General features: G+C 39.3%; 21 protein-coding genes. 19 read left to right on the top strand and 2 right to left on the bottom strand.

The window, feature by feature from the left end:
• The first annotated feature begins 11 nt into the window (after positions 1 to 11).
• The 5 genes from IGJ24_RS12725 (at position 12) to lrgB (ending at position 4,651) form a co-directional block, all read left to right on the top strand.
• Positions 12 to 830 (top strand): MetQ/NlpA family ABC transporter substrate-binding protein, encoded by an 819-nt coding sequence (locus IGJ24_RS12725; RefSeq protein WP_002354826.1) that lies wholly within the window; start codon positions 12 to 14, stop codon positions 828 to 830.
• 91 nt (positions 831 to 921) lie between these two features.
• Positions 922 to 2,691: a sensor histidine kinase gene (locus tag IGJ24_RS12720; RefSeq protein WP_002367484.1), complete on the top strand. Its 1,770-nt coding sequence runs from the start codon at positions 922 to 924 to the stop codon at positions 2,689 to 2,691.
• Positions 2,672 to 3,400 (top strand): LytR/AlgR family response regulator transcription factor, encoded by a 729-nt coding sequence (locus IGJ24_RS12715; protein ID WP_002354828.1) that lies wholly within the window; start codon positions 2,672 to 2,674, stop codon positions 3,398 to 3,400. The genes IGJ24_RS12720 and IGJ24_RS12715 overlap by 20 nt, the downstream gene beginning before the upstream one ends.
• Before the next feature lie 151 nt (positions 3,401 to 3,551).
• Positions 3,552 to 3,971, top strand: coding sequence for an antiholin-like murein hydrolase modulator LrgA (gene lrgA / locus IGJ24_RS12710; protein WP_002354829.1), 420 nt, complete (start codon positions 3,552 to 3,554; stop codon positions 3,969 to 3,971).
• The gene (gene lrgB / locus IGJ24_RS12705) at positions 3,968 to 4,651 is read left to right on the top strand and encodes an antiholin-like protein LrgB (RefSeq protein ID WP_002354830.1); all 684 of its coding nucleotides are present in this window, start codon (positions 3,968 to 3,970) and stop codon (positions 4,649 to 4,651) included. Before lrgA ends, lrgB begins: the two co-directional genes overlap by 4 nt.
• 213 nt (positions 4,652 to 4,864) lie before the next feature.
• On the opposite strand, the gene IGJ24_RS12700 is transcribed toward lrgB, so the two are convergent.
• Positions 4,865 to 5,410 carry a cysteine hydrolase family protein gene (locus tag IGJ24_RS12700; RefSeq protein WP_016630755.1) on the bottom strand — a complete coding sequence of 182 codons (546 nt, stop codon included), beginning with the start codon at positions 5,408 to 5,410 and terminating at the stop codon, positions 4,865 to 4,867.
• 165 nt (positions 5,411 to 5,575) lie between these two features.
• On the opposite strand from IGJ24_RS12700, the gene IGJ24_RS12695 reads away from it, so the two are divergent.
• From IGJ24_RS12695 to IGJ24_RS12640, 12 genes are all read left to right on the top strand, one after another.
• A complete protein-coding gene (locus tag IGJ24_RS12695; RefSeq protein ID WP_010823295.1) occupies positions 5,576 to 6,589 on the top strand; it encodes an alpha/beta hydrolase in 1,014 nt (337 codons plus the stop codon).
• Between the two features lie 366 nt (positions 6,590 to 6,955).
• Positions 6,956 to 11,812: a hypothetical protein gene (locus IGJ24_RS12690; protein ID WP_010823294.1), complete on the top strand. Its 4,857-nt coding sequence runs from the start codon at positions 6,956 to 6,958 to the stop codon at positions 11,810 to 11,812.
• A 19-nt stretch (positions 11,813 to 11,831) separates the two neighbouring features.
• Positions 11,832 to 12,221, top strand: coding sequence for an LPXTG cell wall anchor domain-containing protein (locus IGJ24_RS12685; RefSeq protein WP_002354835.1), 390 nt, complete (start codon positions 11,832 to 11,834; stop codon positions 12,219 to 12,221).
• Positions 12,178 to 12,912 (top strand): WxL domain-containing protein, encoded by a 735-nt coding sequence (locus tag IGJ24_RS12680; protein WP_002365407.1) that lies wholly within the window; start codon positions 12,178 to 12,180, stop codon positions 12,910 to 12,912. The genes IGJ24_RS12685 and IGJ24_RS12680 overlap by 44 nt, the downstream gene beginning before the upstream one ends.
• Positions 12,913 to 12,916: 4 nt before the next feature.
• Positions 12,917 to 13,717, top strand: coding sequence for a WxL domain-containing protein (locus IGJ24_RS12675; RefSeq protein ID WP_002385162.1), 801 nt, complete (start codon positions 12,917 to 12,919; stop codon positions 13,715 to 13,717).
• On the top strand, positions 13,718 to 14,476 hold the full coding sequence (locus tag IGJ24_RS12670) for a WxL domain-containing protein (RefSeq protein ID WP_002385163.1): 759 nt from the start codon (positions 13,718 to 13,720) through the stop codon (positions 14,474 to 14,476). It begins immediately after the preceding gene.
• 106 nt (positions 14,477 to 14,582) lie between these two features.
• Entirely contained in the window at positions 14,583 to 15,662 is a 1,080-nt protein-coding gene (locus IGJ24_RS12665) for a DUF916 and DUF3324 domain-containing protein (RefSeq protein ID WP_438775413.1), read from the top strand.
• A 104-nt stretch (positions 15,663 to 15,766) separates the two neighbouring features.
• A complete protein-coding gene (locus IGJ24_RS12660; protein WP_002354843.1) occupies positions 15,767 to 16,252 on the top strand; it encodes a hypothetical protein in 486 nt (161 codons plus the stop codon).
• Entirely contained in the window at positions 16,227 to 17,687 is a 1,461-nt protein-coding gene (locus IGJ24_RS12655; RefSeq protein ID WP_289865731.1) for a helix-turn-helix domain-containing protein, read from the top strand. The genes IGJ24_RS12660 and IGJ24_RS12655 overlap by 26 nt, the downstream gene beginning before the upstream one ends.
• 120 nt (positions 17,688 to 17,807) lie before the next feature.
• Complete coding sequence (locus IGJ24_RS12650; protein WP_002372752.1) at positions 17,808 to 18,305, top strand: RNA polymerase sigma factor; 498 nt, start codon at positions 17,808 to 17,810, stop codon at positions 18,303 to 18,305.
• Between the two features lie 24 nt (positions 18,306 to 18,329).
• The gene (locus IGJ24_RS12645; protein ID WP_289865733.1) at positions 18,330 to 19,214 is read left to right on the top strand and encodes an RsiV family protein; all 885 of its coding nucleotides are present in this window, start codon (positions 18,330 to 18,332) and stop codon (positions 19,212 to 19,214) included.
• A 129-nt stretch (positions 19,215 to 19,343) separates the two neighbouring features.
• Positions 19,344 to 20,480, top strand: coding sequence for an ArgE/DapE family deacylase (locus IGJ24_RS12640; RefSeq protein WP_289865734.1), 1,137 nt, complete (start codon positions 19,344 to 19,346; stop codon positions 20,478 to 20,480).
• 52 nt (positions 20,481 to 20,532) lie between these two features.
• On the opposite strand, the gene IGJ24_RS12635 is transcribed toward IGJ24_RS12640, so the two are convergent.
• The gene (locus tag IGJ24_RS12635; RefSeq protein WP_002354848.1) at positions 20,533 to 21,324 is read right to left on the bottom strand and encodes a hypothetical protein; all 792 of its coding nucleotides are present in this window, start codon (positions 21,322 to 21,324) and stop codon (positions 20,533 to 20,535) included.
• A gap of 163 nt (positions 21,325 to 21,487) precedes the next feature.
• Here IGJ24_RS12635 and IGJ24_RS12630 point away from each other — a divergent pair, with 163 nt between their 5' ends.
• The gene (locus IGJ24_RS12630; RefSeq protein WP_002358999.1) at positions 21,488 to 21,871 is read left to right on the top strand and encodes a YccF domain-containing protein; all 384 of its coding nucleotides are present in this window, start codon (positions 21,488 to 21,490) and stop codon (positions 21,869 to 21,871) included.
• A gap of 88 nt (positions 21,872 to 21,959) precedes the next feature.
• Positions 21,960 to 22,385, top strand: a complete 426-nt coding sequence (locus tag IGJ24_RS12625) for an Rrf2 family transcriptional regulator (protein ID WP_002383201.1) — start codon at positions 21,960 to 21,962, stop codon at positions 22,383 to 22,385.
• The last annotated feature ends 1 nt before the right edge of the window (position 22,386 follow it).

The following is a 22,386-nucleotide window of genomic DNA, read 5'->3' as shown; positions in this document are numbered from 1 at the left end:
AGGACAAAAGAATGAAGAAGTTTTATTTAGCAACATTCGCTGTTATTGCAACAGTTATTTTAGCTGCCTGTGGGGGAAATAAACAAGCAGACCAGAAAGAAGACAAGGAGATTACCGTTGCCGTGCAATTGGAATCTTCAAAAGATATCTTGGAAATTGCCAAGAAAGAAGCTGAGAAAAAAGGGTACAAAATTAACATTATGGAAGTGAGCGACAATGTTGCCTACAACGATGCCGTGCAACATGACGAAGCGGATGCTAATTTTGCGCAACATCAACCCTTCATGGAAATGTTTAACAAAGAGAAAAAAGCTGATTTAGTGGCTGTGCAACCGATTTATTATTTTGCTGGTGGTTTCTATTCAAAAGAATACCAAGATGCGAAAGATTTACCTGAAAATGCCAAAGTGGGGATTCCTAGCGATCCAACCAATGAAGGTCGTGCTTTAGCAATTTTAAATGCAAACGGCGTGATTAAATTAAAAGAAGGTGTCGGCTTTAACGGCACGGTGGCAGATGTCGTGGAAAATCCTAAAAACATCACTTTTGAAAGCATTGATTTACTGAATTTAGCTAAAGCCTATGATGAAAAAGACATCGCTATGGTGTTCTGCTACCCAGCCTACTTAGAACCTGCTGGTTTAACAACGAAAGATGCGATTTTGTTAGAAGATGAAGAAGCAAGTAAACATTACGCATTGCAAGTTGTGACACGTAAAGGCGAAAAAGATAGCGAAAAGATCAAGGTTTTAAAAGAAGCGATGACAACAAAAGAAGTTGCTGAATACATCAAGAAAAATTCTAAAGGCGCTAATATTCCTGCGTTTTAATGAATAGAAAAAATGAAGCCTCTTTTTTGAGAAGCTTCATTTTTTTCTTTTCCTTGATTTATAGTATAGTTAATAGGAAGGAGGTACCGGTGTGGTCGAATTATTTATTTTAATGATGGAACGGGTGGGCTTAATTATTTTACTGGCCTTTCTTTTAGTGAATGTGCCTTATTTTAAGCGTGTTTTATTAAGTCGTGAAAAAATGTCTTCAAAAGTTCAGTTGATTTTGATTTTTGGTTTATTTGCTATTATTTCTAATTTTACAGGTATCGAAATCGCTAAGAATCAGATTGTCCCCAATAATTTACTAACCTATTTAAGCAGCAATGCTTCCATTGCGAATACGCGTACGTTAGTAATTGGCGTTTCTGGATTAGTGGGTGGTCCGATTGTCGGCAGTACGGTTGGTTTAATTGCTGGCTTTCATCGGGTTATTCAAGGCGGGGGGCATAGTTTCTTTTATGTGCCTGCTTCTTTAATTGTTGGCTTAATTGCCGGTTTTTTAGGGAGCCGCATGGCAAAGCAAACCGTTTTTCCGTCTGCCGGCTTTTCTGCCATTGTCGGAGCGTGCATGGAAATGATTCAGATGATTTTTATTTTCTTTTTCAGCGGTGATCTAGCGGATGGGGCCACGTTGGTTCGTTTTATTGCGCTGCCGATGATTTTGTTAAATAGCGTAGGAACGTTCATTTTTATGTCGATTCTAACGACGACATTGAAACAAGAAGAGCAGGCCAAAGCGGTTCAGACGCACGATGTTTTGGAATTAGCAGCGGAAACACTGCCATATTTTCGAGAAGGACTCAATAAAAATTCCAGCAAAAAAGTTGCGGAGATTATTAAGCATTATACAAAAGTCAGTGCGATTAGCATGACAAACAGTCATCAAATTTTAGCTCATGTTGGCGCAGGAAGCGACCATCATATTCCAGAGCTAGAAGTCATCACGGAGCTTTCTCGGGAAGTGTTACGGACGGGCCAAATGACCATCGCGCATGCCAAAGAAGAAGTTGGTTGTTCGGACCCTAATTGTCCGTTGCAAGCGGCGATTGTGATTCCATTATTTTCCCATCAGCAAATTGTTGGCACCTTAAAAATGTACTTTACGGATCCAGCGCAGTTAACGCATGTCGAGGAACAGTTAGCAGAAGGTCTTGGGACAATTTTTTCTTCACAAATTGAATTAGGGGAAGCGGAAGTACAATCAAAATTACTTAAAGAAGCTGAAATTAAATCCTTGCAAGCGCAAGTGAACCCGCATTTCTTCTTTAATGCCATCAATACTATTTCCGCATTAATGCGGAAAGACAGTGAAAAAGCGCGGAAACTATTGCTCCAATTAAGCAAATACTTTCGAGGCAACTTGCAGGGAGCCGTGCAAACTACGATCCCAGTTTCACAAGAACTAGAACAAGTAAAAGCCTATTTGTCATTAGAACAAGCACGGTTTCCGAATCGTTATCAAGTAACATTTGACGTAGAAGAAGCGGTTGCTTCAGAAAAAGTACCGCCGTATGCGATTCAGGTGTTAGTGGAAAATACCATCAAGCATGCATTTGGCAGCCGTAAAGAGAACAATCAAGTCCGGGTAGTGGTCAAAGCAAAACAACACAAATTACATGTGGATGTGTATGACAATGGGCAAGGGATTCCTGAAGAACGCCGCTTGCTATTAGGAAAGACAACAGTGACTTCGGAAAAAGGCACCGGCACGGCACTGGAAAACTTGTCCCGCAGAATGGCGAACCTTTATGGATCAGAAGGTTGTTTTTTAATTGAAAATTTAGAAACAGGCGGGAGCCATGTTCATTTAGAAATCCCGATGGAACAGGAGGAATTAGATGCACGTATTAATCGTTGATGATGAGCCCTTAGCACGAGAAGAATTGAGCTATCTTGTTTCCCAACATCCGCAAGTGACGAGCGTTGCAGAAGCGGATTCTGTGGCGGAGGCAATGGAAGAGATGATGGATCAAAAGCCAGATTTGTTATTTTTAGATATTCATTTGACCGATGAAAGCGGGTTTGATTTAGCGGAAAAATTAACCCATCTTAAAAAAGCGCCCTACTTGGTCTTTGCAACCGCCTATGATCAATATGCGTTAAAGGCCTTTCAAGTGAATGCAAAAGATTATATTTTGAAACCTTTTGAAGAAGAAAAAATAACACAAGTCATTGAAAAAGCATCGAAAGAAATGGCTCAAGCTGTCCCAGAAAACACTGCCGAAAAAGGACCGAAATCTGAAGCAATACCTATTCAAGGGGAAGACCGCATTTATCTTGTGGCGCCAGAAGATATTTACCTCGTTTCTGTCGAAGAACGGCAACTGAGCATTTTTGTGGATCAACAGGTCTACAAGATGACAGGGACCCTCAACAGTATCGAACAAAAATTACCTGCCACGCTCTTTATTAAAACGCATCGAAGTTTCATCTTGAATCGAACAAAAATTCAAGAAATTCAGCCGTGGTTTAATAACACGTTGCAAGTGATTTTAACCAACGGCTCAAAAGTACCTGTTAGCCGTTCATACGTCAAAGAATTTAAAGAAAAACTTGGCTTAAGTTAAAAAATCACCACTTGAAATGTCGAATGCATTTCAAGTGGTGATTTTTGCATTTGGTGAAGAAATTCTGGCATTTCATGAAAAAAAGCCCTTAAAAAAACGTTTTCTTTATATACTTAACCCATAGAAAACAGACAAAAGGGAGCGAAGAAGCATGGAAAAGAAAGTATATTCATTTTTACAACAAGCAGCAGTTTTTGCCATTATTATGTTAATCGCCAACGGCTTGGCGTTCATTTCCCCAATACCAATGCCTGCTTCAGTAATTGGCATGGTGTTATTGTTCATTGGTTTATGTACAAAAGTTGTTAAATTGGAGCAAGTGGAAGGGCTAGGTAATAGCTTATCAACGGTTATTACATTTTTATTTGTTCCTTCAGGGATTTCCTTAGTTAATTCTTTAGGGATTATGCAACAATTTGGCGTTCAAATTGTTTTTGTTATTTTAGTAGCAACATTAGCGTTACTAGCAACGACTGGTTGGACGGGCGCCTTTTTATTGCATATGAAAGATGCTCGAAAAGAAAAAGAACCCGCAGCAACGAAGAAAGCGAAAGGAGAGGTTCGCGCATGAATCCGTATGTTGGCATTATTATTTCATTAGCTGTATTTGGCATAGGTACTTGGTTGTTTAAAAAAAGTAAAGGTTTCTTCTTATTTACGCCATTATTCGTTGCGATGATTTTAGGCGTTGTCGTTTTAAAAGTAACAGGAATTAGTTACGAGCAATACAATGAAGGTGGCAAATATATCAGCTTCTTTCTAGAGCCTGCGACAGTAGCGTTTGCGATTCCTTTATATAAAAAGAGAGACGTGTTGAAAAAATATTGGTTAGAAATTTTAACGGCGTTAACAATTGGTTCTTTTGGTTCGCTAGTGGCTGTTTATTTTGCAGGAAAAGTGATTGGCATGGATAATCATTTAGTGGCCTCAATCTTACCACAAGCAGCTACAACAGCGATTGCCGTACCTATTTCTCAAACTGTTGGTGGCATTGCTTCCATTACGGCGTTTACTGTAATCTTCAATGGTGTACTAACCTATGCCTTGGGCCGAATTGCATTGAAATGGTTTAAAATTAACAATCCAATCGCCAAAGGTTTAGCTTTAGGTGCGGCCGGACATGCCCTAGGTGTGGCAGTTGGCATGGAAATGGGCGAAACAGAGGCTGCTATGGCTAGTATTTCTGTCGTAGTGGTTGGCGTAGTTACTGTTTTAGTAGTTCCTTTCTTTGCAACGGTCATTGGTCTATAAAAAAGTGGGATTCCTCACTCTTTTATGAGTAGCTAATTTTTATCAGCTAGCAGTCTCTGCTTATTCTGTGAATGCTAGTTATCACTAATCCGCAGGCTCGGAGTTAAAATGAGCATAAAAAAGCCAACCTTATCCATAGTAAGGTTGGCTTTTGTGTTGTTTACACGATTTTTTGAGTATAGATAGGGCGCGTGGAAGGATTGACCAGTCTTTTTATAGAATGGTTGCTCCTAAAGTTTGTTTAAAGTGGCGTAACGCCCATTCGTGTCCTTGTTCATCAAAACTAGCAACGGCATGCTCGGGAATCATTAATTGATAGCCTAAATTATAGGCATCAACAGCCGTATGCAACACGCAAATATCTGTACAAACACCAGTTAAACAAAGCTCTGTAATTCCTCGTTCTCGTAACCGAATGTCCAAATCCGTGCCACTAAAAGCAGAATAGTGCCGTTTGTCCAGCCAATAAACGGTTGCCTCATTTTTGTGAGCTTGATAAAAATCAGCTAGCGAGCCAAACAGATTACGCCCGTCAGTTCCTAAGACATTGTGGGGCGGGAAAAGTTTATTTTCAGGATGATAGTGATCTAGGGGATCATGCCCATCAATGGCAAAAACCACAAAATCGCCATTGTCAAAATAGTGCTTTGTTTGTTGAACAAGAGCCGTTTCAATGGCTTGTCCAGCGGCACCAGTGGTTAGTTTTCCGTCTGTGGCGACAAAATCATTCGTATAATCAATGGAAATCAGAGCTTTCATTTGGCAACCTCCTAAAGGTTAAAGTCATTTTGTTCATTTTACAGCTTTTAAGAGGGCATTTCAAATGATAAAAGTACATCAAATTCTAAAAAAGCTGTTTCAAAATAAACGCTTTGGCTAAAAAACATGCTATAATTTTGCTACAAATTAAAGCAGGTGAATAGAGTGAAAAGAAAAATCGTACGTTTTATCCTTTGGTTGTTAGGAATCATTGTGGTTATTTGCTTAGGCGTGTTTCTCGCCTTTCAATTATCTCCTAAGCCAGGCGCTTGGGTCATCAACCAGTTATTCGCAGGCGAAGTTGAAATAAAAGATTCAGCTTCCTATGATAAAGCATTGCCCAATGTTCAATTGCAAGAAAATCAAACATACCCTTCTTCAAGAAAAAAGAATACCTTTGATTTGTATTATCCCCAAACGTCAAAACAAGCGGTACCAGTCGTTTTATGGGTCCATGGTGGTGGCTATGTGGGAGGAGATAAGTCTGGGATGAAAGAGTTTGCGACACGTTTAGTGGCTGATTCCTCAGTTGCCTTTATTTCAATGAATTATGAATTAGCACCAGATGCACCTTATCCAAGCCAGCTCCAGCAGGTCAATGAACTTGTTCAATTTTTGTTAGAAAAGAAACAAGCGTATCCCATGTTAGATTTATCTAAGCTTTTTATTGGCGGGGACAGTGCGGGTGCACAGATTGCTCTACAATATGCAACAGTTCAAACCAATGCCAACTATGCCAAAGAACTAGGGATGACTGCAGCATTGCCGGCTAGCCATTTAAAAGGCACGCTCTCGTATTGTGGTCCGGTGGATTTGAAACAAATGGCCAACCAACAAAGTGATAATCGTTTTATGAAATTTTTCGTTAAAACAGTGGCTTGGTCCTTGCTCGGCACTAAAGACTGGCAGACGAGCGCGGAACTGCAAGAAGTGAGTTTAGTGGATAAAGTCACCAAAGAATTTCCCCCGACGTATCTAACAGATGGCAATAGTTTTTCATTCCAAGAGCAAGGACTAGCCTTGGTTCAGCGGTTAAAAACTTTAAATGTTCCAGTTTCAGCTCTCTTTTTCAAAGATAAGAAAGCAACGATCACCCATGAATATCAATTCGACTATCAAACAAAAGAAGCTAAACAATGTTACCAAGAAACAGTCCAGTTTGTGAATAAGTATAAATAAACAGAGGCCTTAGAAATATTTCTAAGGCCTCTGTTTATTTATTTTTGTCATTTTTTTAGCTGGGAAATATGTATAAATTAAACAAAAATGTTTATTTAATGATGTTTACATGAGAGAAAATCCGTGCTATACTACGAACTCGTTTGTTAATTTTAATGTTAAAAACAACGTTTTTGTTATTTTTGTGAACAAATTAACATTTTATCTTACAAAAAACAGCAAAAAATTCGTTTAGTTAACAAAAAGAAAATTAAAAAATAAATTTTTTTTTTGAAATTAAGAAAATATCTTTAAAAAAATCAGAAGAAAACTTCGTATACTTGAGCCATAGGTTGGTTGTGGAAAGTTTACTTCGAGGGAGGAGTGATGAAGTTAATGAAAAAGAAAATCGCTGTTTTATTGGCAACTTGTTTACTTGTACAACCATTTTTATCTGTTTCAGCGTGGGCGATTGAAGGGGAGCAACAAACAGAACGTACGCAGACACAGCCAAAAACAGCAGAAACCAGTACAAGTGAAGCAACAAAAGAAAGCAGCGCACATTCTATAGAACAGTCATCAATGACGGAATCTAGTGCTATCACAGAAAAAGTAACCACCTCTTCCACAGAAACAAAACCAAGCGAAGAGCAGAAGCAAATCACCTTGACCTTTGAAACAACGGATCAAGCTTTGTTTCTAAATGATGCAAAAAGTTATCAAGTGGTAAAAGAAAAAAATCAGCCACTTCGGACAGAAGAATTACCAAAATGGGCGAATAGTGAGGAAAATACGACTTTCGTTGGCTGGTCTTACCAAGGAAAAACATATACAAATGAAGAACTTCTTCAATTAGAGTTTTCAGAAGATACACAACTTACAGCTGTCTTTAAACAGAAACGGACACGCATGGCCAGAGCTGTTTCAGTTGATCAGTCCATTGCGGACACAATTGCTCCTGCGGATAAAACAAAAGTGATTGTTGTGCCAAGTCCAGCAGGAGATGGAGCAGCGTACAAAGAATATGCATCGACAGAGGCTGGTTTGAAAGAAGCCTTGTTTGATTTGTATCAACAGGGGAACAATGGCGATTTCACTCTTTATATAGGAACTAATATTACAACGGGTACGGCAACCACCGCTAAAGTGATTCCTGACACCGTTACGGCAAGTAATATGACCTTTTACGCCTTGCAAGGCAAGGTCAATCATTTAGTGATTACTGGAAACAGTGCGGATCCGATTAGTATGGATACAACTTTACCTACAGGTTCCAAAACATTGGCACTAGGAATTGTTCACTTCGGTACAGATATTACTTTAAGAAATATTTCTTATACAGGATCACAAATGTATTTAAACGGTCATAGTTTGTCATTGAATGGTGGTTCTATCGGGAATGGTTTCTCTGTGTTTGGCGGAACGGATTCAGGCGATGTTACAGGAAATCCTGTGATTACAGTAAATAGTACTGGTTCAGGTACGTGGTATTTTTATGGCGGAAATAATAATGGTGGAACTTTAAAAGGAAACCCAACGTTGCTCATTAATAACACGGTCTCCGGAATCAATACGCTATCAGGCGGTGCAAATCTAGGTACAGTCGATGGGAATGTAACCGTTTCTGTTAAACGAATCAATGGTGCTCTTTCTAATTATTATGGTGCAGGAATTGGTACAGCAGCAAACCCAATTTCTGTGACCGGGAGTGTTTCCAATGAGTTAGACATTGCAGTAGAAGCAAATAGTTCTTTTAGGATGTCCACTTACTATGGTGGCGCACTTTATGGAAACATTAATGGTACTATTAAAAATTCATTATCTGGATATGGCGGTTGGAGTTCAAGAGGGCCGTATGTTGGTGGTTCAGGTCGTGGGAATATTGGAACAAATCGTGGAACAAATGCAATTTCCACAACCCTCGATGCAAGTAATTATACAACCTATGGACCAAGTATTATTGGAGCCAATCGTTATAACGGCACAATAACAGGAAATATTGAAAATACGGTTATTGGTGGAACAACAGATGCTCAAGGCGGTATAGGTAATTTTGATGGTGGTAGTGGAACGGAAGCTGATCGATTATCAAAAGCAGCACTAGGAGCTTCCAATGAAGGCACCTATGATGCTTATACATCAGAGCAACGAGCAAAATTAGCTTTTGATAGTGCAACTTATAAAATTTTAGGAAATATTCACTCACATCTTGTTAAAGGTTCATTTGGTAATGCGGATCTGTGGCGAACAACCGCAGCTGGTGTAGGTGGTTACGTAGAAGGTAAGGCAACTATAGAAGTTGGAACACAAACAGGCGATGGCACAGCTGGCGGCGATGGCTTGGTTTATAAAGGAAGTCGTCCAACTGACACGAATTATTCTTCTAGTAGAAATAATTTAGCGAATGCGAAAGATTTTGATATTGCTGGCGGTGGTCTTGTCATTGGCCGAGATGCTTGGACTATCTACATTCGCGGTGAGTCAAATACAGTAATTAATAATGCTGTAGCTCGACGAACATACGGTGGTTTATTTTCTGGCGTTGTTGAAGGGAACACCTCTAATACATTGAATGGAGGTATTGTCGATACCTTAGAAGGAAGTGGTTATGAAGGCGGTCGAGTTTATGGAAATGCCCAAGCAACTGTGAGGAATGGTCAAGTTGACTGGTTCTTATCTGGTGGTGGCTGGAATGATAAAAAAATTGTCGGGAATGTTGGAGTAACCGTTTATGATGGTGTCATTAATGCCTCAATGGGAGCATCTTATGGTGCTTCAAGTGATCATACTGTTACTGGAAATTCTAATAACATTGTTTACGGTGGCGACTTTTCTGGTACTCCTCGTGAAGGAACGAATGGTTTTTCTGGCGGAATAACAAATGTTGGCTCTTTGTTAGGAAACGCAAATTTGACCATTGATTTAAGAAACTACAATCGCGAGTTTAAATTGCCTTCGGGAACGTTTATTTCAGGAGGTGTTCCTTATAACGGAACAACTAATTTAGGAACAGATGCTTCTAATACAATCACGCTAAATATCTATACAAAACCAGGTTCAGATGTTTTGAATGGTGCAGCGATATACGGAGATGGCGCGCGGACGTCCTCATATACAAAAAGTGGCAAAATTATTATGAATATTCAAGCAACAGGTTCAAGTATTGGTAACTTATATGCAACAAATTATGGTAATGCCCCTACGACAGGGCTGTTACGTGATGTCGAGATAAATTTACAAGGTGCCAAAACAATCAATGGATTATCTGGTGGAAATGCAACAGATAGTTTCACCAATACCATTGTTTCTAAAAATGCTCAGAAAGTTGTCATTAACATTGGCGAGAACGTTGACGGCACCAATAACTATCAAACAGAACCACTAAATGCGACAGGCTTAGGCGTTGTCAACTTTACGGAATTAAATGTCACCAATGGCATTAAATTAATGGCTAATGGTGGGAACATCAAAAATGGCGTTTCTGCTACTGCCGCGAATCATAGTACGACTTACAATGAATTCGGATCAATTCATCTATCTAAAAACGCTGGAATTGGGATTACCAACACGGCCAATTTAATTTCAGCTAGCAAACTAACGGTTCAGGATCATGCAACATTAGAAACAATTCCTGGTACAGGTAAGGTAAACATTGCGGATTTTGAAGCTGTCGATCCAACAAAAGATGAACTTTTATGGATTAAACCAACGACAGATACAACTGCTTTGGTGGATAGCACAGGGACTTGGTTTGGAAATGTCAAAGCCTATCAGGTCTTGACGATTAATCCAACGGTCAATAATGCTACAAAACTTACGCCAACAACGTTTCATGGGATTGAAAAAGCGACTGGAAAAACATTTATTGGCGATAACGATGTGACCAAGGGCGCCAATGGCTATGGGATAGCAATTCCTGGCTCCATCATCGATTACGAAGTGGAAACGCCTGGAATTGTGGCAGGTGCAGGTACTATTTCTCATGATGTAAAAGAGGTCAAAGCCGGCAATGCGCCGTTAACCTTACAAGCGTGGGGCACCGAAGTAGCTGGACAAAAAGTTCAAAAAGGACGTTTGATGATTCCGACCTCAAGTGCTTTAACACCAACCCTAAGCTTCCTTCCTGACGAAGTAACAGGTTCTTGGTTGCACCAAGGAACGGTTAAATCTAGTGAAGTTGGGAGCGCGATAGAGCAAATTCCAGAGCAAAAAGATACCATCCCGCTTTCATGGAAAGCGACGAATATGAACTACAGTTATCAGGTGAAAGTTCAATTTTCAAATAAAGTGGAACTTTCGGGGCAATCGGTGATTGTCACAGAAGATGAGGCAGCGCAACTAACGACTGTCGATAAAGTAATAGAAATGCTTGGCGCAAAAGGTCGGCCGTTTTTCAAGACCTCATTAAAAGAGACGGATTTACCACAAATTCAAGCGCCGTTAGCAGAAAAAACTGTATCGCGGACACATGATATTCAATTAGAAGCAGGGACGTCAGGAGATAATTTGCAAAACAAAACGGTTCATTTAGTTGTTGTGAAAAATGAAAGTGTCCTTGCCAAAGATCGTTCGTTTGCCTTGTATGCGACAAGTGCGCATTTGAAATTAAAAGAAGCAAATGGCTTAACGAATTCAGACGAGTTGGCACAATGGACACAAGCAACGGTGATTTTCGCAGATGGTCGGGCCAATCAAACACCAAGTCTTGATGCCGCAACCTTCCAAGCCATTCAGCAAGCGAAACCAGAAGAATTAGCCAAAACGGTGCCAGCCAATTATCAATTTACAGAAGCTGGTGAAACGTTAAATAAAAAAGTAAATGTGTCTATTTCAGGTGAATTAACGTTAGAAAAAGTACCTAAAACAATTGATTTTGGCAAACAAAAAATTTCTGCCAAGCCAGAAGTTTACTGGCCAACTCTTTCAGATGATTTAGTCGTTCAAGACACACGCGGGACAGAAAGTACGCCTTGGAAACTGAATGTTCAGGTAACGAATCCCTTAACGAACGGCACAGATCAATTGGAAGATTTGTCATTGGTTACAGACAAAGGAGAATTTTTACTCAATAAAGGAGATACGGTTGTTACAGAAAATGAAGGCTCCGGTTCAGGTAGTTATACAATTAACCAAGGTTGGGGTGCGGCAAACCAACGGGGACTTAAACTATCTGTGCCAGTCGAGAAACAAAAAGTTGGCGAATTCAAAGGGACATTGTCATGGTCATTAGTCATGGCACCATAACAAGGAGGAGAGAAGTGAGATGAAAAAATACCTTTTGCTTAGTTGTTTTTTAGGTCTTTTCAGCTTCTGTCATTCAGACACTGCGTTTGGGGAAGCAGCTTATGAAAATAGTGGTGTTGTCTCCTTTTATGGAACGTATGAATATCCCACAGAAGAGTCGACAACAGCGACTAGTAATTCTTCCACAACGACCGAACCCACCAAGCCAGCTGACGGAGGCGCTTCATCCGTCCTTTCTTCTGGCGTATATGGGTCGCGACAAGGAAGATTACCAGCGACAGGTACCACCAATCAAGCACCATTTATTTATTTGGGAATCAGCCTTATCACTATAGGCATATTATTTATTAAAAGGAGAAGAGAAGATGAAAAAAACAGTATTAGCAGTAGTAGGGATTGTAGGATTTAGCGGTGTCCTAGCGACACAACAAGCATTTGCGGAAGACATTAACGTGAACTATACAAGTAATGGCGCCATTACATTTGAACCAGATACAGATCCAACGAAGCCAGTTAACCCAACCAATCCAGATGAAAAAGTTGAACCAGAAGATCCAACTGACCCAACTGGACCAAAACCAGGGACTGCAGGCCCCTTATCAATTGACTATGCTTCAAGCTTTCAATTTGGCGCCCAAAAAATCACTTCCGATACGAAAGATTATTACGCACAAATTCAAACATTTAAAGATGGAACAACAGGTCCCAACTATGTTCAGGTAACGGATAAACGTGGGACACAAGAAGGCTGGACGTTAAGCGCTGTACAAAATGGGCAATTCAAAACAGCCCAAAATGAAGAATTAGTTGGGGCCGCTTTATCGATTGCCAATGCAGGTGTGACATCGATTGTTGATGCTGCATACGCGCCAACACCAACAGCAGCACATACCTTTGTTCCTGGAACAGAAGTAGAATTAGTCAAAGCAGAAGATGGCAAAGGAATGGGGACTTGGGTCTATCGTTTTGGGAAAGATGCGACAGAAGGTGCTACTGCCGTGAAATTAAATGTCCCAGGTAAAGCGATTAAATTAGCAAAAGAATATCGTACGACCTTAACATGGACATTGAAATCTGTACCAACGAATGTTGGAGGCTAAGTAAATGAAAAAAACAGTCGTCTACTCCTTGTTATTCGGAACAATGTTGCTTGGCGCCACTGTTCCTGCTGAAGCGGCGACGGTCGTTTTTGATAGCGAACAGTCGATTGTTTTTACCCCAAGCACAGATGGGACGGATCCAGTAAATCCAGAAAATCCCGATCCAGAAAAACCAGTTCGACCAGTCGATCCAACGAATCCTGATGGACCTAATCCAGGCACACCTGGGCCACTTTCCATCGATTATGCCTCAAGTTTGGATTTTGGGAGTAATGAGATATCGAATAAGGATCAAACGTATTTTGCCAGAGCGCAAACCTATAAAAACCCAGATGGTTCAGCAAGTGAATTGGCAACTGCTAATTATGTACAAGTAAGTGATTTACGGGGAACCAATGCTGGCTGGGTTTTAAAAGTGAAACAAAATGGTCAATTTCGTAATGCAGAAACATTACACAAAGAATTAACAGGCGCCACCGTTGCCTTTACTGAGCCCAGTGTTCGCTCAAATGCGACGGACGTATTGCCGCCAACTGCTACCGCAAACATTCAATTAGATGCTGCGGGCGCAGAAACTGTTGTCATGCAAGCCCCAGAAAAGACCGGCGCCGGAACGTGGATCACGCTGTGGGGGCAAGCAGAAAAAGTGACCGAAAAAAATCAACAAGGACAGCAAGTAAATGCCACAATCACACGGGCAATCTCACTAACTGTTCCTGGGAAAACCCCTAAGGATGCAGTACAATATAAAACAACATTGACTTGGCTACTTTCAGATGTACCAGTAAATAATGGAGGGAAATAAATGAAAAAGACAAAAGTAATGACATTGATGGCAACCACAACTTTAGGAGCACTGGCACTTGTACCAATGAGTGCATTAGCAGTCGACGGTGGTGAATACCAAACAAACGGAGCGATTCAATTTGCACCAAATACGAACCCAACGAATCCAGTTGATCCGACGAATCCAGACCCAGATAAACCAATTACGCCAGTTGATCCAACTGATCCGACAGGGCCTAAGCCAGGGACAGCAGGTCCGTTATCCATTGACTATGCATCTAGCTTATCTTTTGGGGAACAAACGATTACCTCAAAAAATATGACCTACTATGCAGAAACACAAAAATACAAAGATAACGCTGGTGCCGACCAAGAAGGCCCAAACTTTGTTCAAGTCTCAGATAATCGTGGGACTGAGACAGGTTGGACGCTAAAAGTAAAACAAAATGGTCAATTCAAAACTGAAGCCAACCAAGAACTAACAGCGGCCAAAGTAACTTTAAGCAACGGACGCGTGGTTTCAGCTTCACAATCTGCAAAACCAACGACAGCGCCAGCTACGATTGAATTAAACCCAACTGGGGCTGAATCAGTGGTCATGGCTGCTGGCGATAAAGAAGGTGCGGGTACGTACTTAATGAGCTGGGGCGATAGTGTAGATACCGCTAAAACAAGTATTTCATTAGAAGTACCTGGTTCAACCACAAAATATGCGAAAAAATACACGACAACTTTTACTTGGACTTTGACAGATACACCTGCTAACACAGGAAACTAAGAACGGCAGCATACACGCAAGATCGGGATATAAGTCAAAAATTTTTTGGCTTATCTTTCGGTCTTTTGGTGCTTATAATACAACAAAGAATGAAAGACATAGGAGAATGAATATGAACAGATGGAAAGTATATGCAACGGTAATCGCTTGTATGTTATTTGGCTGGATTGGCGTGGAGGCGCACGCTTCTGAATTTAATTTTGCGGTTACACCAACAATTCCCGAAAATCAAGTGGACAAATCAAAAACCTACTTTGACTTAAAAATGGCGCCTGGTCCCAAACAAACCGTAGAAATTCAGTTACGCAATGATACAGATGAAGACATTACCATTGAAAATACGGTGAACTCAGCGACAACAAATTTAAATGGCGTAGTAGAATATGGCCAAAACGGGATCAAACCTGACAAAACTTTACGCTTTAACTTAAAAGATTATGTGGAAACACCGAAAGAAATCATCTTGCCGAAGCATTCCCAAAAGACCTTACCTTTAACCATCACGATGCCTAAAGATTCTTTTGATGGCGTGATGGCTGGCGGTATAACACTCAAAGAGAAAAAGAAAGAAACCACGACTTCTGCGGACCAATCAAAAGGGTTAGCTATTAATAATGAATACTCCTATGTTGTGGCCATTATTCTTCAACAAAATGAGACAAAGGTTCAACCAGATTTAAAATTACTAGGGGTTAAACCAGGCCAAGTCAACGCGCGAAACGTCATCAATGTTTCTTTACAAAACCCACAAGCGGCCTACTTAAACCAATTACATTTAATCAACACTGTTTCAAAAGGAGGCGAAACGCTTTACCAATCCGATACTGAGGATATGCAAGTGGCGCCAAACTCTAACTTTAGTTACCCAATTTCTTTAAAAGGGGAACGATTAACGCCAGGGAAATATGTCTTGAAATCAACGGCCTATGGTGTAAAAGATGAAAAGGGCACCTATCAAGTCAAAGGCGCCAATGGTGAAGAACGGTACCTGTACAAATGGGAATTTACAAAAGAATTTACTATTTCTGGGGACGTCGCTAAAGAATTAAATGAAAAAGACGTAACCATTAAAGAAACCAATTGGTGGTTGTATCTACTGATTGCATTCATCATTCTAGCGCTGCTCTTATTGATTTTCTTCTTGTATCGTAAAAAGAAAAAAGAGGAAGAACAACAATCTGAGTAATAAAAAGGGCTATCTATTGACAAAAAGGGTTTTCCTTGTAAAAGTAAAGGTACTTTTACAAGGAATTGCTTCCCATAAAGTAGAGGTAGAGAGAGTGAGAAGCCATGAGAAAAAAGTATCTTTTTTTATTTAGTTCTTTGCTAATTTTTACGGCTGTCGAAATAGAACCAATTCAAACATTGGCGACACCTATTTATAATCCCTTAGAACCAACGGAAGAAATTCAACCAAAACCAGAATCAATCACCCCTCAGGAAAAGTCAGAACCGGAACAACCTGCGCCAACCCCTCCGGAAGATCAAAAAACTACGGTTCCTTCTGAAGAAAAAAAGCCTTCACCCAAGAAAAAAGACAAACCTGTGGAGAAACCGGCAATGTCAAAAGAAAAAAAGAAACAAACAAAAGAAACAACGGCTCATCCCTTACAAGTGAATAAAGATTTTGTCTTTCCTAACGGACTTGGTGCAGGCGGCGATGAAGAATCTGAAAGCTATTTAGCAGCGGTTGGGTACTTTCTTTCAGGAAATGGATTGTATGGGAAAAAAATGGATGTGAGAGAAGTCTATGATATTGATGATGTTTTTAAATAAAGTGGATAAAAGAAAAATCGCCTTATTTCAGTTACTGGAAAATGCACCGATGTTAACAGAGTCAAAAGAAACCGTAATGCAGGAGTTAGAATTATCTGAATTTATTGTGAACAAAACGGTCGCTGAATTAAATGCCGATTTTATTGAATTTGGTTTATCAGAGGATTTTCAAATTGTGAGCGATGGTATTTTCTTAACTCTTAATGAATCAGGAACGGAAACTTCCGCTACTTTGATTGATTGCTACATTAAAGAGTCGTTACGTTTTGCTATGTTTCAAGATTTCTTTTTTCAGCGTTTTGATTCTGTGAATGAGTTTGCTTTAGAACACTTTGTTAGTCACACATTGGCTTATAAGGAGTTCAAGGAATTAAAGAAAATGCTGGAAAATTATCAAATTACAATTAATAAAGAATTTCACTTGGTGGGAAATGAAACCAATTTACGCGAAGTAACAACACTGGTTTTTTTACAATTATACCAACGTGATTTTTCATTGTACGGTAAAAAAGTTTTAGAGCAGATTCGGAACTTTGAGCTATTTTTTTCTGAGAAGGTTCATCTTAATCAGCGTGCGGGCTATGCACAAGCTAAATGTTTTCATTTTTTGGCGGTTTCTTTAGTACGAACGCAGCAACAGTTTTATGTAGAGAAAAAAGTAGATTCGCAAGTGTTAAAACAATTAGCCGGTGACAATCAGCAGAATGTTTTCAATTGGTTAGAGAGTCTTCAAATCCCAGAACCACAACGAACAAACGAAGGCAATTATTTACTCTTATTTTTAATTGCTGAAGAGTGGCTTCAAGTAGCTTCAGCAGCACTTTGCCAAAGATTTGCAGAAATTCAACAATTGAATCGTGACTTGTTAAGCTATTTAAAAATACAATTTCAGCTTTCCGAGGAAGTCCTGCAAGGTTTTGAACAAAAAGTAACAATCGTTCATTTTAAATTGTTTCATTTTCCAATAGAAGCAAACTATAGTTATCGTAAAATGGATATAACCTACTTTGCAGAAACGTATACAGAGTATTTTTCTGCTAGTCGACAATTTATTCAAGAACAAAAAACGAATCCCACTGTTTGGGATGCCAGACGGTTTTTATTTTATCGGTATCTGTTGTTAATGGTGGATGCGTTACCATTGAAAAAAGTTTTGGCTCCGATTACATTGTGTGTCGACTTTTCCTTTGGTGAAGCCTATAATCGTATGATACAAAAAAATATTGAAAAAATTACGGAATGGAATATCATTTTCAAAGCACATGTAGATGAAAGTGTACAATTAATTTTATCGGATATTCATTTTGTCGATTGGCCTGAGATTACCCAAATTATTTGGCTAGCGCCACCACGTCCTGTTGATTGGTCGCATTTTATTAAAACGCTGAGTGCACTAAGACCGCACTCGGGAGAAGAGAAAAAGAAATCATCGTAGACTAGACGGTGATTTCTTTTTCTTTTAGAATATAAAAATTAAAAATAATAAAAAAGTTGAAACTTTTTATGCTTGTGATTCGTCTATATAAGTGTACAGGAAAGGAGGTTCCAGAAATCGATGGTTTTCGATGGTTGGAAAAGAAAAAAACAAATTCGCGCGTTAGAAACGCTTGTGGATACCAAATATGAAAAAATGTATCGCATTGCCTTTAACTATACACATTCGAAAGAAGATGCCTTGGATGTGATTCAAGAAAGCTTTGAAAAGGCACTGAAGGCCATCCAAAAAGGACCCGATATTAATGATTTTGACGCGTGGTTCTTTCGAATTCTGCTTTCTGTAGCGACAGATTATTGGCGTAAAAAGAAACGAGAAGCTGTTCATATTGAAAAAGATGAACATGTGTTAGCCCTTTTAAATAATCCCCAACGCAGTTTTTTAGAAATTGAAGAAATTATTAATCAATTAGATAGTCCCAATCGTGAAATTATTCTATTAAAATTTTTTGAAGGATTTACGCTAAAAGAAATCGCCTTGATCCTGGATATTAACGAAAATACGATTAAAACGAAGATGTACCGCAGTTTGAATGAACTCCGAAGTCTATTGAATTAGTAAAAGAAAGGAAGCGAAAAAATAATGGAAGATTTTGTAAAAAGTGTTGTTAAAAACTTTTCAAAAGAATACCGCCAACAACCGTTGCCAACGGATCTACAAGCGGAAGTCAAAGCGCGTTTTCATAAAGAGAAAAAGCGGTACACCTGGCTTCGTTTTAGAAACCGCTCACTGCAAAGTAGTGTAGTGGTAGCTTGTGGCTTTGTCTTATCAGTCAATTTGTTTCCAGGTTTTAGTGAAGCAGCCCGCAACATTCCTGTGTTAGATAAAATTGTTCAATTAGTCACCATCAAAACGTTGACAGCGAAAAAACAGGAAAGTGAAGTAAACATCGATGTCCCTAAAATCCAAACATCCCAAGAATCTTCAGTAGCCGACACGCTCAACAAAAAATACTTGAAAGAAGCCCAAACAGAATTTCAACAAGTCAAAGGGCAATTTTTTGATGGTTCTCGTGTTTCAGTCACTGGAGATTATGAAAAAGTCGTGGACGACCGTCGCTTCCTAGTGGTCAAACGAACCTTCACAGAAATTAAAGGCAGCTCTGCGACGACAACAAAATATGACACCATCGACAAACGAGCCAATGTTGTCGTTTCACTCCCCTTAATTTTTAAAAATGATTTTTACATTGATGTCATTAGTAGTGAAATTAAACAACAAATAGCAGACCAAATGAAGAACGATAGCAATAAAATATACTGGTCCGAAAAAGAGGATGCCCCCAGTGATGTTCAACCCTTCAAAAAAATTAAAAAGGACCAACCTTTCTATATCAATGAAAAACACCAATTAGTGATTGTGTTTCCCCAAGGAGAGATTGCGCCTTACTATATGGGCACTCCTGAATTTGTGATTACTGATCAAGTCATTGAGAATGAATTGGCAGCGCCTAATTATTTAAAATAAACTCAGTAAAAAACACGCGACATTTCTTAAAACTGTCGCGTGTTTTTTGCTGACCTAACCAAGTCAGTTGCGGTTTTACTGAGAGAAGCGTACACTAGAATTAAGCATAACAAGAAAGGGCGAATGGCAATGGAAAAATCAGAAAAAATTAGTATTTTACAAGATGTGGTTAAAATTAAATCTGTAAATGGAAACGAAGAAGAAGTGGCAATCTATTTACAAAATCTTTTGAAAAAATATGAGATCCCTTCTGAACTTGTTTCTTATGCACCAAATCGTAGTAGTTTGGTTGCTTATTTAGGTGAAAACCGAGAAAAAGTCTTAGGGTTTAGTGACCACATGGACGTGGTTTCTGAAGGGGACGAAAGTCAATGGACTTTCCCGCCATTTGCGGCCCATATTGAAGGAAATAAATTGTATGGCCGTGGCGCAACGGACATGAAAAGCGGCTTAGTCGCAATGGTTCTAGCAATGATTGAATTAAAAGAAAAGGAAGTTCCATTAAAGGGAGCGGTTAAATTTTTAGGTACAGTTGGTGAAGAAGTCGGTGAGCTAGGTGCTGGCCAATTAACTGAAAAAGGCTATGCGGATGATTTAAGTGCCTTAGTCATTGGAGAACCAACCAATTATAACTTGATGTATGCGCACATGGGTTCAATTAACTACTCCGTTGTGTCACACGGAAAAGAAGCCCACAGTTCGATGCCGGAAGAAGGCATTAATGCAATTAATAATTTGAACGAATTTATTACAGAAGCAAACCAACAAATGGCGGAAGTCACAGCAAACTATGAAAATCCTGAATTAGGCCGAACGATTCACAATGTAACCGTCATTAAAGGTGGCACACAAGTGAACAGTATTCCAGGTCAAGCAGCCTTGCAAGGGAATATCCGTTCAATTCCAGAATTCAGCAACGACCAAGTCATTGCATTATTACAAAAAATTGTCGATGAATTGAACAAAAAAGAAAAACATCAGTTAGAATTAACGATTGATTACAATAAAATTCCTGTAAAAGCTGAGAAAGATTCTGCGTTAATTCAAGCCATTCAAGCCCAATTTGATCAACCATTACCATTAGTGACAAGCGCTGGGACCACAGACTTAGCTGAATTTACTAAATCAGACAATACATTTGATTGCGTTGTCTTTGGACCAGGTGTGACCACTACTGCACACCAAGTCGACGAATATGTCGAAATTGATAATTACTTAGATATGATTGATAAGTATCAAGCGATAGCAAAAAGTTATTTAAATTAAAAAAATGTCGCGCCTGAATCATAAAAATCAGGTGCGACATTTTTTATAAGGTTTATTCCACCACAGTCCATTCATTTAAGGTTTTGCCGTTCTCATCAACTAGCTCTAACCAGCTGTTTGTTCCAGCAAAATAGAGAAACAAGCCGACTTCATTAACGCTTTTTAAGACGATATCTTCCGTTGTGACAAAGTCTTTAAATTGGCCCTTGCGTTCATCACGAAGTTTTTCACCAAATCTGGCGGAGAAACCGACAGACCCGTCTTTATTTAAAGGGGCTTCGGGCATCATTGTCGCGCCAGCTTTAATAAGCATTTCATTGCGCTTTTGCCAAAAAACTGTTGCTTTGCTTTGTCGAGTATCAATATAAAAAGGAATTTGGCTGACTTCTTTTGTCCATTTGTGGCGTGCTTTGGCTGGTCTGGCTTTCTTCGGCGCCGGTTTTTTAAACAGAGAGTAGCCAAAACGTTCCAAGATAAAGGTGACTGTTTCTTTATAGTTAGTCACTGTCGCTACCGCACTTTTCGGAATTTTGACTGTCGCTGGGGTTGCTTCCAATGTTAAACCACTTTCTTTCGCATCATCTAGGAAAGCTTGCGCTAAATAGGCAAGTTCTGTGTCCCAAGTCGGTTTCAACAAAATCGAGTGATCAAAAGAAACTTCTTTATATGTAGCTTTTTCTTCAGCAAGTCCTAAAGCAACTAGTTGGTTATCTCTTAGCAAGAAAAGAATCGCTGCTTCTTTTTTCGGTAATTTAGTTGTTTGTTCAATGATTAAGTGGGCCTGATCGGCTAAATCAATGAGTGTCTTTGTTTTTTTTAGATCAACGGTTAAATGTAAGTCCATGAAGTCTGCTCCTTTATCGTTAGTCTCTTCATTGTATCATGAAATAGCGTCTTCGTCTTTTAACGAGTCAGCGACCTTACAATATTGTTTGAAACAAAAAGAAGCTTTCGTGGTATACTTACTCACATACATAATTTTTAATGAGGAAAGTAGAGGAACAAGAATGAAAACACTTGGCAATATTTTATGGTTCATCTTTGGCGGCTTTTTTGGTGGCTTATCTTGGCTATTCGCAGGCGTGATTTGGTGTATTACAATTATCGGTATTCCGATTGGTTTACAATGTTTTAAATTAGCGGGGTTGAGTTTTTGGCCGTTTAAAAAGCGAGTCGTGTATAGTGATAGCGGCGTATCTTTAGTGGTAAACATTATTTGGCTGATTATCAGTGGACTACCATTAGCAATTGGACATTGTATTAGTGGCTTATTGCTTTGTCTGACAATCATCGGTATTCCGTTTGGGCAACAATCCTTTAAATTGGCGAAATTAGCGTTAATGCCGTTTGGGGCCCGTGTTGTTTCAACAAATGATTTTTATTTTGAATAGTCAGAGGTTTCTCATTGACAAATAAAACGAAACAGCGTATTCTGTAAATGTAACAAATAACGTTACATTTAGTTTGGAGTGATTAGACATGGCCATGTCAACGAAATTAAGTGTTGCGATTCATATTTTAAGTTTGATTGAAACAGGTCCTCAAGAACAAGTGACTTCTGAATACATTGCTTCGAGCGTGAATACGAATCCAGTCGTTGTTCGACGACTAATGAGTCAGTTAAAAAAAGCCGGCTTGATTCATTCCATGCGTGGAGCCAATAAAAATACCTTATTAAAGAAACCAGAAGAGATCTCACTGTATGAAATTTACACAGCGGTTGAATTGGAACGAGAGATTTTCAATATTCATCAAAATCCTAATCCAAACTGTTCCGTTGGGGCAAATATCCAATCGGTACTAGAAACTGAATTTACTAAAGTGCAACAAAAAATGGAAGAAGAATTGAAAAGCATCACCTTAGCAGATGTGATTCATGAAATAGAAGTTAAGAGAGATAAGTAAT

The sequence above is a fragment of the Enterococcus sp. DIV0546 genome (assembly GCF_051712785.1).
GTDB lineage: Bacteria > Bacillota > Bacilli > Lactobacillales > Enterococcaceae > Enterococcus > Enterococcus faecalis.
The sequence above is the reverse complement of the archived record's forward strand: the minus strand, read 5'-3'. Positions and strand labels throughout refer to the sequence as shown.